Source organism: Bacteroides sp. AF34-31BH (assembly GCF_003602795.1).
In the GTDB taxonomy this organism is placed as follows: Bacteria; Bacteroidota; Bacteroidia; order Bacteroidales; family Bacteroidaceae; genus Bacteroides; species Bacteroides uniformis.
The window spans coordinates 1-16,797 of the sequence record NZ_QTLV01000021.1; the positions used below are offsets into that span (position 1 = coordinate 1).

At 42.5% G+C, this 16,797-nt stretch carries 12 protein-coding genes; 9 read left to right on the forward strand and 3 right to left on the reverse strand.

Translation table 11 applies throughout. From position 1 onward, the window contains the following. Positions 1 to 357: 357 nt before the first annotated feature. From DWZ67_RS19505 to DWZ67_RS19515, 3 genes are read right to left on the reverse strand one after another with little or no spacing between them, the layout of a single operon-like run. Positions 358 to 1,029 carry a hypothetical protein gene (locus DWZ67_RS19505; RefSeq protein ID WP_044468988.1) on the reverse strand — a complete coding sequence of 224 codons (672 nt, stop codon included), beginning with the start codon at positions 1,027 to 1,029 and terminating at the stop codon, positions 358 to 360. Positions 1,030 to 1,056: 27 nt separating this feature from the next. Then, positions 1,057 to 1,953: a BT4734/BF3469 family protein gene (locus DWZ67_RS19510; protein ID WP_227238988.1), complete on the reverse strand. Its 897-nt coding sequence runs from the start codon at positions 1,951 to 1,953 to the stop codon at positions 1,057 to 1,059. 17 nt (positions 1,954 to 1,970) lie between these two features. Beyond that, positions 1,971 to 2,792, reverse strand: coding sequence for an SEL1-like repeat protein (locus tag DWZ67_RS19515; RefSeq protein ID WP_016274150.1), 822 nt, complete (start codon positions 2,790 to 2,792; stop codon positions 1,971 to 1,973). A gap of 817 nt (positions 2,793 to 3,609) precedes the next feature. On the opposite strand from DWZ67_RS19515, the gene DWZ67_RS19520 reads away from it, so the two are divergent. The 9 genes from DWZ67_RS19520 to DWZ67_RS19560 all read left to right on the forward strand — a co-directional run bounded on the left by DWZ67_RS19520 (position 3,610) and on the right by DWZ67_RS19560 (position 16,568). Beyond that, positions 3,610 to 4,278 (forward strand): GDSL-type esterase/lipase family protein, encoded by a 669-nt coding sequence (locus DWZ67_RS19520; protein WP_005824132.1) that lies wholly within the window; start codon positions 3,610 to 3,612, stop codon positions 4,276 to 4,278. 45 nt (positions 4,279 to 4,323) lie between these two features. Further along, entirely contained in the window at positions 4,324 to 4,896 is a 573-nt protein-coding gene (locus DWZ67_RS19525; RefSeq protein ID WP_227238991.1) for an RNA polymerase sigma-70 factor, read from the forward strand. A gap of 355 nt (positions 4,897 to 5,251) precedes the next feature. Continuing rightward, complete coding sequence (locus DWZ67_RS19530) at positions 5,252 to 5,920, forward strand: FecR family protein (protein WP_229031936.1); 669 nt, start codon at positions 5,252 to 5,254, stop codon at positions 5,918 to 5,920. Positions 5,921 to 6,187: 267 nt separating this feature from the next. Continuing rightward, a complete protein-coding gene (locus tag DWZ67_RS19535; protein ID WP_227238993.1) occupies positions 6,188 to 9,439 on the forward strand; it encodes a TonB-dependent receptor in 3,252 nt (1,083 codons plus the stop codon). 11 nt (positions 9,440 to 9,450) lie between these two features. Next, a complete protein-coding gene (locus tag DWZ67_RS19540) occupies positions 9,451 to 11,352 on the forward strand; it encodes a RagB/SusD family nutrient uptake outer membrane protein (protein WP_120139530.1) in 1,902 nt (633 codons plus the stop codon). Between the two features lie 16 nt (positions 11,353 to 11,368). Beyond that, the gene (locus DWZ67_RS19545) at positions 11,369 to 12,061 is read left to right on the forward strand and encodes a DUF3823 domain-containing protein (protein ID WP_005824122.1); all 693 of its coding nucleotides are present in this window, start codon (positions 11,369 to 11,371) and stop codon (positions 12,059 to 12,061) included. Position 12,062: 1 nt separating this feature from the next. After that, on the forward strand, positions 12,063 to 13,505 hold the full coding sequence (locus DWZ67_RS19550) for a glycoside hydrolase family 125 protein (RefSeq protein ID WP_008665704.1): 1,443 nt from the start codon (positions 12,063 to 12,065) through the stop codon (positions 13,503 to 13,505). Then, positions 13,502 to 14,308: a DUF5040 domain-containing protein gene (locus tag DWZ67_RS19555; RefSeq protein WP_005824118.1), complete on the forward strand. Its 807-nt coding sequence runs from the start codon at positions 13,502 to 13,504 to the stop codon at positions 14,306 to 14,308. The genes DWZ67_RS19550 and DWZ67_RS19555 overlap by 4 nt, the downstream gene beginning before the upstream one ends. Positions 14,309 to 14,312: 4 nt before the next feature. Beyond that, positions 14,313 to 16,568, forward strand: coding sequence for a GH92 family glycosyl hydrolase (locus DWZ67_RS19560; protein WP_120139531.1), 2,256 nt, complete (start codon positions 14,313 to 14,315; stop codon positions 16,566 to 16,568). The last annotated feature ends 229 nt before the right edge of the window (positions 16,569 to 16,797 follow it).

The following is a 16,797-nucleotide window of genomic DNA, read 5'->3' on the forward strand; positions in this document are numbered from 1 at the left end:
GTACACGTTTCAAATGCTACCCGGGTCCCTTTTCAAGTGTTAGCTACAATCAATATTTTTCCTTATGCAATCTATTTCTTTTAAGTAAAATCTCTCATTTTGACAAAAAAAGTTGCATGAAACTATTGTATATCTTTCTTCTTTCGTTTGTTGTAGGCTCACGCCGCCTGAGTGGGTATTATAATAAAATATGCAGTATATGTATAATAAACTTGCCTCCGGTTAACTCACAAGGTGTTATTTTGCAATATTTTTCACCTGTATCCTTGACATATGGATTCTTTATTGGCTTTGACGAAATTTTAAAGGAGAGCTTATGCAGCATCTCCTTTATCTTTCCAATCAGTCAGTACATTCTCAAGTCCAGCACTTGGCATTGGATTTGACTACCACTTTGGTAAATTTCTGAAGTTCGGTTATCAATGCCTGCACTTCATTCCTTGTCGGTTCGGGAAGGGTAATGTCCTGTCGTGAGTTCCTGCCGATATTGACTTGTACAGGAGAACACATGCTGACAAGTTCAACCATTTCGGGCAAGTCGAATTTTATCAGAGGTTCACAGGTCACATAGGTTCTCATTCCAAGGCTCGCCAGTTTTTGCATGGCTTTGGCACGTTTCCGGGTACCTGGAGCATTCCTTACGATGTCCGGATAAAAGACATTGGTTTCAATGGTCGTGCACAAAACCGATTTCTTCATTACCGGATGCCCTATGAACTCCAAGAAACGTATGGGGTCCTTGGATTGGAAAAGATAGTTATTATCAAACTTGTCACAATAATCCAGAACCTGGGCAATCCAGTCCGAAGGTACGTCGAAAGCCCATGCGTCCGTTCCGCTACCAACGAAAATAAAATTGCCGTTACCCAGGTTTACTTCCAGTTCCTTGGGGTCAAACCGTATAGGAAGCAGACCATCGAATTTTTTCATGTAACAATAGGGGCAGTCATGAAAACATATTCCTTTTATTGCATTCCACGTGTGGGTAACAAAAGGATACATGTTACCCCGGCTTTTTGTCAGTGCCATAATTGTTTTTTTAAAGGGGTGATTAAATCAGTGTATTGTAAATATCAATGTTCCGAAGTTCTTCTCTTCGGTCTTATAGGCGTTGCCCACATGGCTTCTGATTTCCTTTTCATCCATTGTGTCATCTTCCCAGCCATCAATGAAATACTCAGTAGCCAATTCCTCGTCAACACCCCATTTGCACATCCAGCAGGCTAACCTGAAGATGCAGTTTCCCCTGTTGCCTTTTTTCCAATATTCAGGATTGTTCCTTTTCCAGTGGGAGTTCATGATGCTGATGATGCTTTTGTCCGACACTGTTCTTGTCCCGGATGATTGTGGCATCTGTACCTGTGGCTTTATGGTGGGGACATAAGGGTACGGTTCAGGATTTGGATTGGTCCAGATGTCAGGATCGTAACTCAGATAATTTCTGCGTGCCAGGTCTTTACAGCTTGCATCATTTCTGTTTGCCACATAGAATTTATCCAGTAGCTGTCCATACAAATCTTCATGTCTGGCCGGATCTGTATTGTCATGCAAAACCAGAGCCTTCAGTCCATTTCCACTGGGTGTAACAAAAACACTCAGGACACATTCGGTTATCATCAGCTTGTTCCGTAACCGGATCATTTCATCCGGTGTTGCTATATGGTCAAAATCCAATGCCGTCACACGCGAGTATTCAATCAGCCCCGCACCGTTAAGTTCCCTGAATGTACCGTTATAGGCAACAGCGGGCAGGAGTCTGGCTTTCCATTTCCGCATGTCACCTGGAGCTACACTTCTGATATGCTCTATTGCCTGCTTCAATGTATAGTCTCCAAACTCATTGTCATGCAATTGCATGTCTCCCGTGCGAATCATCTGTATAACATCTCCTAACTCAGGATAAGCCAGGTTGTACTTTGTCCAATTAATCTTTTCTGTCAATGTCGTTTTCATATTCTTTACCATAGACTTTATTGCTTTTTTATCCATCTGAGATTATCAGCCGCATTGTTGGACATGTCGCCGTCAATATGCTCCACTTCCGTATAGGCCTTCGGATCAGGATTGACCAGGAATGTCTCAGCAACGAGGAGATCGACATAAGCCTTCTCCCCGCCGATGATGATGTACTGTCTGCCGTTTGCCTCCCCGAATACCGGTACATTGCCTCCATTTGCGGATGATGGCATTGCCAGACCGGTACGGGAACCTCCTTTTTCAAGGCTTTTTCTGACATCCGACCATAACCTGTATTTCCTGATGTCCCTCATGCCCCGTGAATACAGACCTTCATACAGGTCACAGAGGAAGTCCACACTGTCATATATCCCCAGTTCATAGGCCTTCTCGAACCATCCTGTCGCTTCCTTGTACATTACGGGAGTCCCAAACAGCCCTTTGAGGCGTATATGCCCCATTGTGAAAGCCGACAGTCCGTCACCTGAATCCGCAGCCTGTCCGAGTAACCCGATACCTTTCCCTATATCCTGCGGACATCCCTGCCCTTCCAGGTATATATGGCCCAGATTGGCTTTGGCTGTGGGGAATTTATCTGCAATACTCTCTAGAAGAGCGATTGCCTTGCCGGTATCATGCTTTACAGCCATCCCTTTCAGGTAATATATGGCAACGGCGTTGATTCCATATACGAATCCCTGTGTAGCCGAACGGTCATACCATAGGAAAGCCTCGTCGGCATTTCCCTTATCCTCATAATACAGACCGGTTAGATACTGAGCCTCTGCATCACCTGCCTGGGCCTTTTCCAAAATTCTTTTTGTTTCTGTTTTCATGTTTCTTTCATTTTTGAAATTGAACATTTTTTTAAAATCACACATGTAAGGATTTCGGGGTTTTGTCAGACGGCAGTTTTTTATGTGTGTAAGTTGAAGTGGGAGAATATGCGGATGATGGTCCGATGGATTTGTCCGGCAATCGTTTCGGTATGTCAAGACTTTCCGGTAAAGTTATCAGATGAAGATGATAGCCAGAACCGAGGGAGTGAGTGTTAGTACGGTCTAGAGATTGAAAAAGATGTTCGGGCTGTAGAAATAATGATGAGGACTATATATGTTTTAAAAACAGCTGATTTTTTTTACTGACGTTTCCGCGGCCGAATAGTTTCTTTGCGGTGCCAAACGAAAAATGTACCAGGCTGATCTAACGGAGACCGAATGGCGTATATAACAAAAGTGTTAAATTTGCAGGAAGAGTAAAATATGATTTGTAATGCTGTATTTTTTAGTTAAGACTAGTTGTCAATGGCATATGCCTCTTTTCGAATTCCCAAAGTGACAGTTGTTTTATCACCACTATCGTAAATGAGGTTCTTTGTCGGAGTTGGGCTTATTGTTAGAGAAATTACGTGAAGATATACGTGTGAAACATAGCATGGGACCAATTGTAAATAGTATCGTGGACAATCAAAATGTCAAAGGGGAACAATGCTTCCTTGAACGGTGTTGACGGGAATAAAAAGCAAAAGGCATAAAACGTAATATCATAGTAGATAAAAATCTTTTTCTTTTAACTATTAGAATACGTACTTTTGATAGTGTAGTTGTCTTAATATAAGATATTGCTAACAATCATTACTAAATAATACTAAATATGAAACACTTATTCTTTGCTCTTCTGTACTTTTTCGCAACAGTGGCAACGGCCCAAACACTGAGCGAGTATCCTGATTTTGAAAGATATCAAAAGGATAATGAACGCATCATTCAAAACAAAACTTATCCGAAAGTGATTTTTATCGGAAATTCCATTACCGACGGATGGGCTAGCAAACGCCCCGTTTTTTTTACAGGTCATCAATTTTTAGGTCGTGGCATCAGCGGTCAAACCAGTCCGCAACTCCTGCTCCGCTTCCAAAAAGATGTGATTGACCTTAAACCAAAAGCTGTTGTCATCAACATCGGTACGAACGACATAGCCGAAAATACTGGTAAGTACAGCATCGAATATACGGTGAGTAACATCAAATCAATGGTAGAGTTAGCCAAATCACATAAAATCAAAGTGTATCTTTCTTCGGTTCTTCCGGTTGATGTGTATCCTTGGAGAAAAGACATTACGGATGCAGTGAAACAGATTTATGAGCTGAATGTGCGGATCCGGCAACTTGCCAAAGCAAAACATGTACACTACATTGATTACTTCAGTGAAATGAGCAAAGAGAACGGAGGCATGATTGATGAATATACGTATGATGGTGTCCACCCTACAGATAAAGGATATGAGGTTATGGAAAAAATCGTATTGTCTGCCATCAAATAGCCACAGATACAAACCGTTATTATGGACTCTCAATATTCAAATGGAATGCAAGAAAAGGGGGGGGATTCTATCAGTCATTTTAGACAAGTTTATGATGAACTGTATCCTAAATTGATGGTTCATGCATGTAAATTTGTTGATGAAGAGGTTGCTGAAGATATAGTACATGATGTATTTGTCGCTTACTGGGAACAACATCATATGATTGTTTCCAGTAGGCTGGCCGCCTTTCTATTCAAAGCCACGCAAAACAGTTGTCTAAACTATCTGAAGCACCAAAAGGTAGTGGAGAACTACCGGGAACAGTGGCAACTGGCCATTGATCGTTGTGAATATTACAACCAGAAAATTGAATCGACTGTTTCGATGTCTGAAACGAATGAGGAGTTGAACTATAAGTTGCTGGAAAATGCAATCAGGCAATTGCCTCCCAGACGTGCGGAAGCTTTAAACTTATTCTACTTCGAAGGGAAGTCACAAAAGGACATAGCCAATCAGATGCATGTGTCCTTACGTACGGTACAGACACACCTTGCCCAAGCCATCGCGGAATTGCGCAAGTCCTTGAGGCATGTCGGAATTTGGATTGCTCTAATGTTGAATTATATATTACTGTAATATGGATTTAAATGTATTAAAGCGTTTTTTAAATCATTCCGCTTCGGAGGAGGATTACAAAAAGATCAACAAATGGAGAAGGGAAGAACCTGCTAACTCGACTTTTTTGTTCTCGTTGGAGGAAATCTGGTCGAAAAAAGAAGAAGCCAACTATGCAACAAAGATACATCTGAATGCATCTTACCAAAAGATGATAGAGAAGATGATGAGTAGATCTGAATCCAAAATTAAGGAACAGGAGACATACAATACAACACAAAAAAACGATATCCATAAACCTAAATCATCACTCTTCCTAAAAATAACTGCATCAATAGCAATTGTATTGTCAGTAGGGTTGGGAACGTTATATTACATGGAGGTTACACGACCGGTTGGATTTAATACGGTAATTGTCCCCAACTCGCAGACAGCCAATTTGGTATTGGAGGATGGTACACACATCTGGTTGAACTCAGGTAGCCGGTTTACTTATCCCACCAAATTTGCTAGGGGTTACCGTACGGTCAAACTGGCAGGTGAGGCTTTGTTTCAAGTGAACCGTGATGAACACAAGCCGTTTTTGGTGGAAACGGAGAGGTTGAAAGTACGTGTACTGGGTACTACATTTAATGTGAAATCGTATTCCGGTGAGGATCCAACAGTTCTCTTAAAAGAAGGGCAGGTGGAAGTGTATACTGATAAGAATAAAAATATACGGATAAAGCCCAATCAAATGCTGACAGTCTCTCTCGAAACGGGTCTGAGTTCGATTCGTGAAATGGATGCTTCTACGGCTGGTACGTGGCGGACGGGGGAACTGATGTTCCCCGGGGAAACACTGAAGACCATTGTGTTGGAATTGAAACGGAAATTCGACAGGGAAATTGTCATTGAAGATCCTTCGCTTGAAAAAAAACGGTTCTTCTGCCACGTGCATAGGGAATCGACCTTGACGGAGGTCTTGGACTTGTTGCAGGAAAGTGGGCAATTGACGTATCTGGAAAAAGAACATATATTTATAATAAGAAAGGAGGACAATTAACAGAAAAAGAAGAAAAAGAAAAAGGATTGCAAATTGTTGCAGCAATTCACAATCCTTGTCGTCGAATAAATTAATTAAAGATTAAATCAATTACTCAGTTACAAATTTATGAAAAATCCAACCAGTTATTTCTATCTAAAAGAATGCGTAACTTTTTTTAGTAGATGGAATAGGAACTCTTGCAGTTTTGTGCTTTTGTTAACATTTTTATTCCTATTTAACGGAGTACTTGCATTGCATGCTCAAAATGTTACCATTTCACTGGATGTGAAAAACAAAAGCATCACGGAGGTGCTATCAATCATTGAAAAAAAGAACAATCTGTTTTTTACTTATGATTACAATCTGTTCAATCCCAAGCGAAAGATTTCGGTGTCTTTAAAAAATAAAAAGATTGAGGAAATCTTGAAGGTGGTTTTCAAAGGGGAAAATATCGGCTATAAAATTAAGGGAAAGAATGTGGTGTTGTATAAAATTGATTCCAAAGTGTCGAAAGGACAGCAGAGGAGTGCCAAAAGGATTTCGGGGATTATCCGAGACCTCTCTGGTGTTCCTATCATCGGCGCTTCCATTGCTGTGGAAAACGGTGCCGGTGGTACCATTTCTGATTTGAATGGTAAATTCTCTTTGAATGCGCACGAAAACGACTTGCTGACGATTTCGTACATCGGTTTCGGCAAGAAGGAACTGAGAGTGAAGAAGGATTATTACGAAATTACGCTGGAAGAGGATGCCAATCTAGTTGATGAAGTGGTAGTTGTGGGGTATGGTACGCAGAAGAGAGGTAACTTGACGGGAAGTATTGCTTCGTTAAAGACCAAGGAGATCAATACGACTGTGAGCTCCAGCCTGGCGCAATCTTTACAGGGTAAGATGCCGGGATTGCAGATAAGACAGCAGAATGGTGAGCCGGGTACTTTTAATTCTATGATTAACATCCGCGGCTATGGAGAACCTTTGTATGTCATCGATGGTATTGTACGCGATGGTAGCGTTGAATTCCAACAATTGAATCCTAGTGACATCGAAAGTGTTTCGGTGTTGAAGGACGCTTCCGCTGCAGTATATGGCATGAATGCCAGTAATGGTGTGATTGTGGTGACTACGAAGAGAGGGGAATCCCACCGTCCTCAGTTTACGTATTCGGGTAATGTGGGCTGGCAGAAGGTTACTGACCGTCCCCTCATGGCCAATGCGGCCCAATATCTGGAAATGTACGATGATGCGATTTTTTATAGAGACGGGGTGCATAGTATTACCAATGAAGAACTAAATAAGTGGAGAGCTGGCGGACCGGGTTATGAAAGCACGGACTGGTACAATGAAACCATGAAAAAAGCCAGTTTGAGACATAATCATAACTTGTCTATTGAGGGTGGCAATAAGATTATGAAATACTTCCTCAGTTTCAGCTACTATGATGAAGACGGTATTTTCAAGAGTGGGGATATGGGTTATGACCGCTATACGTTCAGAAGCAATGTTTCTGCCAAATTGAACCGTTATCTGACAACGGATGTGATGGTTTCGGGCCGTTATGGCATGAGGGATTTCCCGGGTGGTGATGGCTTTATATGGATGTACAAAGGTACCATCATCAGTCATCCGAACGAACGTCCGTATATTAACGATGACCCGGCTTATCCGGCGAATATCTACAATCAGGAAAATCCGGTGGTGATGTCACAGAAAAAGCATGCAGGGTATACGGTGGACAAGAACAAATCGCTTCAGTCGGCTGTTTCGCTGACTTATGATGCGCCTTTCTTGAAGGGACTGCAGGCGAAAGGCACCATTGCCTATGACAGCTATAGTGTATTCAATAAAAATTTATGGAAGAGTTATCGCATTTATTCGTCCGATTTGAATTATCAGTTGAAAAACAAGCCGCGTATTGCCAATAATGTGGAAGATGCAGACCGCATTGTGTTGCAGGCGCAGGTGACATTCGACAGAACCTTCCTGGACAAACATCATGTTTCGGCATTAGTTGCTTACGAACAGAAGAAATATGAGAAGAAACACTCTTACTTGAAACGTGAATATGATTTTTACACGACAGATGTGATGGATTATGCATCGGGGGTACAGACGAATAGCGGTACGGAACATGAAGAGACAACTATGGCATACATCGGTAAATTTAACTATGACTACATGGGTAAGTATTTATTTGAATATGCTTGCCGTTATGACGGCTCTTACCGTTATGCACCCGGCAAAAGATGGGCGTTCTCTCCTTCTTTATCAGCCGGCTGGAGAATCTCTGAAGAAAGCTTTATCAAAGATAATTTTTCGTTTATTGATAATTTGAAAATCCGTGGTTCTTATGGCGTCATTGGTGAAAATGTAGGAGAGCCATTCCAACACGTGATGGGTTTCACACCTAATGTGAATATTGGTTATGAGTTTGAAGATGGCAAGTTCCTGGGTACGATGGCAGCTCCGGGTGTGATCAATCGGGACTTTACGTGGGTGCGTTCGGAGATGTATAATGTGGGGGTCGAGTTTTCTGTGCTAAGAAACAAACTGAATTTTGAACTTGACTTCTATAAGAAACACAAGAGCGGAAAGTTGAAAATCAGAGAAGGCAACTTGCCGAATACGTTTGGTGGATCAATGCCGGTGGAGAATGTGGAAAGTGAACGTACACAGGGTTTTGACTTGACCATTTCTCACAAAAATCGCATCAATGATTTCTCTTACAGCGCTTCTTTCAACATGAATATTGCCAGAACCATGCATCGCACAGTGGATAAACCGGCTGCACGAAGCAGTTACGACCGTTGGAAGAATGGATATACAAACCGTTGGAATGACTTGGTTTGGGGATTCGACAAAGTCGGACAGTTCCAAAATTATGAAGAGATTTTACATGGGGCTATTCATTGCGACAATAGAGGAAATACGCAGTTGTTGCCGGGTGATTATATCTATGATGATTATAACGGTGATGGTGTGATCAATGGTTATGATACCAAACCGATATTCAGAAACAAGACACCGAAACTCTTTTATGGTTTTACGTTGAATGCACAATGGAAAAATATGGATTTGACAATGGTGTTCCAAGGTGCTGGTATGTACAACATCCGTTTCAATGAGGTATTCAGCCAAATGTTCTTCAACAATGGTAATTTACCTGCTTATTTCTTTGACAGATGGCATTTGGAGGATTCCTATGATCCTGACAACACCAATTGGGTGCCTGGTAAATGGCCTGCTAATCGTTTCTCTCAGGAAATGGGTTCTTCTTACCGCGATAGTCAGGCATGGAACATGAAAGCGTCTTATTTACGCCTGAAGAGCTTTGAAGTGGGTTATATATTGCCTAGAACATTTACTAAAAAATATGGTGTTGAAAATTTGAGACTCTATTTCAATGCATACAATCTCTTTACATTCACCGACTCGTTCTTGAAACAGTTTGACCCTGAAAAGACGGAGGGTGACTATGGTGCCGGATACAACTATCCTTTGACAAAGAGTTTTAATGTAGGCTTAAGTGTTTCATTCTAAATATTATACGTATGAAAAAGATGTTAAATTTTAAATATGTAATTGTGGGGTTCTTGCTCGTGTTATGTGGAGCTTGTTCTGATTTTCTGGATTTAGAACCAAAAAATAAAATACCGGGTGAAAGTGTCTTGTCGGATCCCAATGGTATCAAGTCGTTTCTAGCTGATCTCTATTATGGTTCACCGATTGAAGATTTTGTATATATGCCTGCTGCCGGATTTAACGCCAGAGGGAATACTGGTTCTTTGACGTTGGCGCAATATGCGCTGGAAGCCATCCATTCGGAATGGCCCAACTGGAACCAATTTGCCAATGACTGGTGGAATAAGGGGTATTTTTTGAACAGAAATATCAATCTGCTGATGACGTATATTCCCAATTTGGATATTTCGGTAGAGGAAAAGGATGCGTTGATGGGGGAAGCCCATTTCTTAAGGGCGTATACTTATTTTGGTTTGGCGAAGCGTTATGGGGGGGTATCCATCATTACGAAGTATCAGGAGTTTGAGCCGAATACGGATAACTTGAAGGTACCTCGTAGCACAGAAAAAGAAACGTGGGATTTTGTGATGGAGGAATGTGACAGGGCGATTCGTCTGTTGCCGGAAACCAGAAACAATCCGAGTGAAGAGAAGCGCAGGGCGACGAAGTGGACGGCGTATGCTCTGAAGTCAAGGGCAGCATTACATGCAGCTTCTGTAGCTAAATATTGGGACAAGGCTCCGTTGGAAGGGGAAGCGGTGGATAAGAATTTTGTTGGTTTGGACAAGTCAGATGCCAGCCGTTATTATCAGGCTTGCATAGATGCTTCTAAAGCTATCATCGCTTCCAATAGGTTTGGGTTGTATAAGGCGCATCCAGGTAGTGCGCAAGAAGCGATTGCTAACTACAGAGCGCTTTTCACAGATCCGAATGTGGCTGGTGAAGAGGCTATTTTTATCAAAGGCTATGGAGCTCCGGGTACTCGGATTGCACATGATTATGATGCCTGGAACAATCCGAATCAGAATGCGGAAGGATTCCCTCACAGAGGTAGAACCAATCCAATTCTTGAGTTGATTGACTTGTATGAGGATTATACCAATCCGGGGCATGCTGCTCCGATCATCACTACGGAAGATGGAAAGGTGAGCGATAATGAAGGCTATCGTCCGTATGTTGCTTATCGCCATTTTGATTCGCCGGAGGAAATCTTCAAGCATAAGGATGCCCGCTTTTTTGCTTGCATCACGTATCCGAACAGTGTGTGGAAAGGGAAGAAGATTGTAATCCAGGGGGGGGTGATTAAACCGAATGGTGACTTGATGAGTTCACCGGGTGCTTGTGAACATAATGGTAAGACGTATTATACATTCGGTGCTCAATTCTCGAAGGATTATTCGGGTTTTGACGGTACACCGAACTGTACGCGTACGGGGTTCTTGATGCGCAAATTCTTAAATGAGAACCTGACCGTGACCAAGGAGTTGCAGTCGACTACCGACTTTATGGATTTCAGATACGCCGAAATCTTGCTGAACTTTGCGGAAGCGGTTGTTGAAAAGGGTGAAACGGATGGTAATTTGCTGGATATGGCCAAGAAGGGACTGAATGACTTGCGTAAGAGAGCAGCTCATACTACAGAGGTTGACTTGACTCTTGATAATGTGTTGCGCGAAAGGAGAATTGAGTTGGCTTTTGAAAATAAGGGTTACTGGGATTTGATTAGACGCAGGGATTTCCATTCGGAATTCGATAACCGCCGTAAAATGGCGTTGGTGCCTATGATTGATTTACGAGGGGAAAAGCCTCAGTATATTTTTGTGCGTAAGTTTGTACCGGGTGCAAACTCTTGTACTTTCCAAACGCATCATTATTACAGACATATTCCTGGAACTTCTACCAATGGTTTAACTCAGAATCCAAAACACTAATTTAACAATAGCAACTATGAAACGTAACATTAAAAATATGGCTTTCGCTTTGCTGACATTGTTTGCAGTCACTTCCTGCGACTTGTTGGAAATAGACAACTATGATGGTCCGAATGCTACCATTGAAGGCAAAATCTTAGACATTGAAACTGGCGAACTGGTTGAACAGGATATTATTGACGGGGCACAAATCGAATTTATCGAACATGGGTTTGAGAATCCTGAAACGCAATACATGGTAATTAAGAACAATGGTACGTATCGAAACAACGTGATGTTTGCAGGTTCGTATACGATGAGTCTGATGCGTGGTAACTTTGTGTCTGTCAAAGATCAAGAAGTTGTGGTGAAAGGTAATACGGTATATGACTTCAGAGTGCAGCCTTACATCCGTATTAAAAATGCTTCCATTCAAAAAAATGGTAGCAAGGTTGTGGCTAAGTTCCGTCTAGAAAAGACGGTTGACCAAGAGGTGGCGGAAGTGGCTCTTTACGGTCACCGTGAACCGAATGTTGGCGAACCACTCAAGGAGTTTGTGGTAAAGCAAGGTGTGGATAACTCGTACCTTGGCAATGAGTTTACATTGGAATTGGACTTAAAACATGAAAATATAAAATCCGGCACGCAATATTACTTTAGAATTGGCGCAAGAATTAACATTGGCGGTGCGAAATTCAATTACGTTCCTGCAGTAAGACTAGCTTTGTAAGATGAAGAGACAATTACTCACTATAGGCTCTTTATGGGTCTGTTCTCTACTTTTTGCACATCCTTGTTCTTCGGGACAAGAAATGCAATGGATCGATCATGTTGAAATGTATACGTCTAAACGTCCACCGGTGGAAAAAAGACTTTTCCGGTCAGAAGTCGTCGAACGGGTTATTGAGGAGACGGTCACTCTACTGAAAAATGAGAAGCTCAAATGGATGTTTGCCAACTGTTTTCCCAACACATTGGACACGACGGTGTTTTATGAATCGGAACCGGAGGACGACACTTTTGTGGTAACGGGGGATATTCCGGCAATGTGGCTTAGGGATTCTTCCGCCCAGGTGTGGCCTTATCTGATGTACGCCAATGAGGACGAGCGGTTGAGGAAAATGATTCGGGGGGTGATTCTACGACAGTTCAGATTAGTTCTGCTGGATCCGTATGCGAATGCGTTCTACCGTGATCTCTCTGGAAAAGGGGAGTGGCAAAATGACAGGACACCAATGAGAGGGGGAATTCACGAAAGAAAGTGGGAAATCGACTCGCTGTGTTATGTTGTTCGTCTGGCTTATCATTATTGGAAAGTAACCGGTGATGACAGCGTTTTTACAGCGGAATGGATGCAGGTGGTTGAATCTATCCTGACAGTTTTCAAAGACCAGCAACGGAAGGAGAATCGGGGTAATTATTCGTTTTTACGTGTGACGGACCGGCAGTATGACACGTTATCCAACGATGGATATGGAAATCCGGTCCGTGCCAACGGACTGATTGCCTCTTCTTTTCGCCCTTCGGATGACGCGACTGTTTATCCGTTCCTGATTCCTTCCAACTTTTTTGCTGTGACCAGCTTGCGTCAGATGGAGGAGATCCTATTGAAGGTGAACAAAAACAAAGCAATGGCTCGTGCGTGCAATGTGTTGTATATGGAAGTGGGCGAAGCGTTGAAAAAACATGCCATACACAAGCATCCTACCTATGGAAAGATTTATGCTTTTGAAGTGGACGGATACGGCAATCAGCTCTGCATGGATGATGCTAATATTCCCAGTCTGCTGGCTTTGCCCTACATCTGCGATGTGAAGCCCTCGGATAGGATTTATCAGAATACGCGAAAATATCTGTTGAGTCTGGACAATCCGTATTTTTTCAAGGGCAAATATGCCGAAGGCATCGGTGGCCCTCACATAGGAATGGACATGGTGTGGCCCATGAGCATAATCATACGTGCCATGACGTCGGAGAACGATGAGGAAATCAAATTGTGCGTTGCCATGCTGTTGGCTACGGATGCTAATACAGGCTTTATGCATGAGTCTTTTCACAAAGATCAGCCTGAAAAGTTCACACGTTCGTGGTTTGCCTGGCAAAATTCCTTGTTTGGTGAATTGGTTCTTAAGATTATTAGAGACGGAAAGTTACATCTTTTAAATGAATTATGATGAAAAGGATTTATATTATAATACTACTCCTATACTGCTGGGTCTCGTTTTTACCGGCACAGGATATATGTTCTCCGGTACGAGAAGGTTATTTATCAATGTCTGATGAGAAGAAGAAGCTGACCGTTCTCTTGTCAGGCGCTTCTTTTGCATCCGTGGATAACGGTTGGTTTGAGTTGGGGTGTGAGGCGTTGCGTGCGAAGGGAATCAACCGGGCCATCGGAGGAGAAGCCATTGCGGATGTGGCGAACCGAATGTCACGTGGCGATTTGTATTCCCGTGAGGAATTGGACGAGGTGGATGTCTTCGTGATTATGCAGGTACACAACCGGGATGTGTATGCCCCGAATGAGCTGAAAAAGGACTATCACGAATATGCCTTGCCTTTTACCCGTGGCAACTATGCGGCCGCTTTTGATTATGTAATCAAGAAATACATATCCGATTGTTATCAACTTCAATTTGACAAAGGTTCGAAGTATTACGGTGTGAAAGGGGGGAAGCCGGCTGTGATTCTGCTTTGTACCCATTGGCACGATGCACGCGTGGTGTATAATGAATCTATCAGGAAACTCTCCGACAAATGGGGCTTTCCACTGGTAAAATTTGATGAACAGATTGGCTTTTCAAAGACCGTTGAGCATCCAGAAACACACCGACAAACGAGCACTCTCTTTGCCGATGACACAGAGTGTATTGATGGGGTTGAGTATGGATGGCATCCCAACCGGGGTAAAGACTGTTATATTCAAAACCGTATGGCTGCTGTTTTTGTAGCCCAAATACAATCCTTAGTTCTGTAAGAAAATGAAACATTTATACTTTTTGTGTGTTGTGTTTGTTTTTTTATTCGCAGGGTACGCCCTCTCTCAGGGATCGAATAAAGAACATAACTTGACTCCCGTTGACTATGTCAACCCTTATATGGGCAACATCAGCCATTTACTAGTACCCACTTATCCTACGATTCATTTGCCCAACAGCATGTTGCGTGTATATCCCGAACGGAGTGATTATACAGGTAGTCAATTACATGGATTGCCGCTCATCATTACCAGCCATCGGGGCACTTCGGCCTTTAACCTTAGTCCTTGCCAAGAAGAGCCGTTACAGCCGGTCGTAAACTATAGCTATGACCATGAGAACGTCAAGCCCTACTATTACGAAGTGTTTTTGGATGAAGAACAAATTGAGGTCAAGTATGCGCCTTCACGTCAATCGGCTTTATACCAACTCCGCTTTACCCAAACGGACAAACCGGCTTATCTCATTGTGAATTCCCAGCACGGAAAAGTTCAGGTAGCGGAAAACCATATCAGTGGTTACCAGCATTTGGATAACAACACTCGAGTCTATCTGTATTTGGAAACTGAGCAGATGCCAGTACAATCAGACATGCTGGTGGATGGGAAATTGAGCCGTACGACGACTGCAGAAGGTCACAATGCGTGTGCGGTGTTGGCCTTTGCAAAACAAACTGAGTATGTGCGTGTAAGATACGGTATTTCATTTATCAGTGAAGAACAAGCTCGCAAAAACATGGAACGTGAATTGTCCGGTTATGATGTGGTGGCACTGGCTGATAAAGGGCGGAATATCTGGAATGCTTCCTTGGGCAAGATAGACGTTAAGGGAGGAGATACTGACAGTAAGCGGGTATTTTATACTTCTTTGTACAGGGTATTTGAACGCCCAGTCTGTATCAGCGAAGACGGGCGCTATTTCAGCGCGTTCGATCATCGGGTACATAATGATTATGGTTTGCCTTTCTATACAGATGATTGGATATGGGACACATATCGTGCAGCCCATCCATTACGCGTACTTATCGATCAAAATACGGAGTTGGACATCATTCGGTCCTATTTGCGTATGGCAGAACAGATGGGAACGATGTGGATGCCTACTTTCCCGGAAATTACAGGAGATTCTCGACGAATGAATTCTAATCATGGAGTGGCTACGATTGCAGATGCGGCTGCCAAAGGAATCAAGTTTGATTTAACCAAAGCATACAATGTGTGCAAACGTGCTATTGAAGAGAAGACATTGGCTCCTTGGTCAGCAGCAACCTGTGGCTGGATTGATCTGTTTTATAAAGAAAAGGGGTATATCCCTGCTTTGCAGCCTGATGAAAAGGAAACTGATCCGAATGTACATTCCTTCGAAAAACGTCAATCTGTAGCCGTGACACTCGGAACGGCGTATGACGAATGGTGTCTGTCACGCATCGCCGAAATGCTAAATAAGGATGAAGAAGCTGCCTACTATCGTTGTCGTTCGTTTAATTATCGCCATATTTACAACAAGGAAACGTGCTTTTTCCATCCAAAGGATAAAAATGGCAAGTGGATTAGCCCATTTGATTACCGCTTTTCTGGTGGTCAGGGTGCCCGTGAGTATTATGGAGAAAATAATGGTTGGGTGTATCGTTGGGATGTGCCGCATAATATTGCCGACCTTATTGAACTGATGAATGGCAAGGAACAGTTTGTTGCCAATTTGGATCAGATGTTCAATGAGTCTTTGGGAAAAAGTAAATTTGATTTCTATTCTCAATTACCCGATCATACTGGCAATGTGGGACAATTCTCCATGGCGAATGAGCCGTCTCTGCATATTCCTTATCTTTATTGTTATGCTGGTCAGCCTTGGAAAACTCAGAAGCGTATCCGCCAGTTGTTAAAGATGTGGTTTCGCAATGATTTGATGGGCATTCCTGGGGATGAAGATGGAGGGGGCATGTCAGCCTTTGTTGTCTTTTCTTCTCTCGGTTTTTATCCTGTCACTCCGGGACTGCCTATTTATACCATTGGCAGTCCGATGTTCAGTGAGGTCCGTATCAAGTTACATAACAACAAGTTTTTCACAATTATAGCAGAGGGGGTGTCAGATGAAAATAAATACATCCAGTCGGCCACTCTCAATGGCAAAGAATTGAATCATGCCTGGTTTGCACATGAGGATTTGATAAATGAAGGTGTATTGATCTTGAAAATGGGAAACAGACAAAATAAGATGTGGGGTATCGATTGTCCACCACCCTCTCATGGGCTGAAATAAAGAAGTTGTAAATTATATCAACGACTATCCCAGTTCTGATTTTAATTTTACTATTGGTCAAGGTTGGGTTTATGTTTATTTATGACTGATTCCAATCAAGATTTATACATAGTGGTATGAGTTTGGGTTAAGAATATATGGGTATAAGCCAATAAAATTTTGGTAACCATGTCATAGTTGTAGCTAACACTTGAAAAGGGACCCGGGTAGCATTTGAAACGTGTACCAC

Coding starts and splice junctions, on each gene's coding strand:
- DWZ67_RS19505 (WP_044468988.1), bottom strand. CDS start 1,029: ATGGCACTGACAAAAAGCCGGGGTAACATGTATCCTTTTGTTACCCAC.
- DWZ67_RS19510 (WP_227238988.1), bottom strand. CDS start 1,953: ATGAAAACGACATTGACAGAAAAGATTAATTGGACAAAGTACAACCTG.
- DWZ67_RS19515 (WP_016274150.1), bottom strand. CDS start 2,792: ATGAAAACAGAAACAAAAAGAATTTTGGAAAAGGCCCAGGCAGGTGAT.
- DWZ67_RS19520 (WP_005824132.1), top strand. CDS start 3,610: ATGAAACACTTATTCTTTGCTCTTCTGTACTTTTTCGCAACAGTGGCA.
- DWZ67_RS19525 (WP_227238991.1), top strand. CDS start 4,324: ATGCAAGAAAAGGGGGGGGATTCTATCAGTCATTTTAGACAAGTTTAT.
- DWZ67_RS19530 (WP_229031936.1), top strand. CDS start 5,252: ATGGAGGTTACACGACCGGTTGGATTTAATACGGTAATTGTCCCCAAC.
- DWZ67_RS19540 (WP_120139530.1), top strand. CDS start 9,451: ATGAAAAAGATGTTAAATTTTAAATATGTAATTGTGGGGTTCTTGCTC.
- DWZ67_RS19545 (WP_005824122.1), top strand. CDS start 11,369: ATGAAACGTAACATTAAAAATATGGCTTTCGCTTTGCTGACATTGTTT.
- DWZ67_RS19550 (WP_008665704.1), top strand. CDS start 12,063: ATGAAGAGACAATTACTCACTATAGGCTCTTTATGGGTCTGTTCTCTA.
- DWZ67_RS19555 (WP_005824118.1), top strand. CDS start 13,502: ATGATGAAAAGGATTTATATTATAATACTACTCCTATACTGCTGGGTC.
- DWZ67_RS19560 (WP_120139531.1), top strand. CDS start 14,313: ATGAAACATTTATACTTTTTGTGTGTTGTGTTTGTTTTTTTATTCGCA.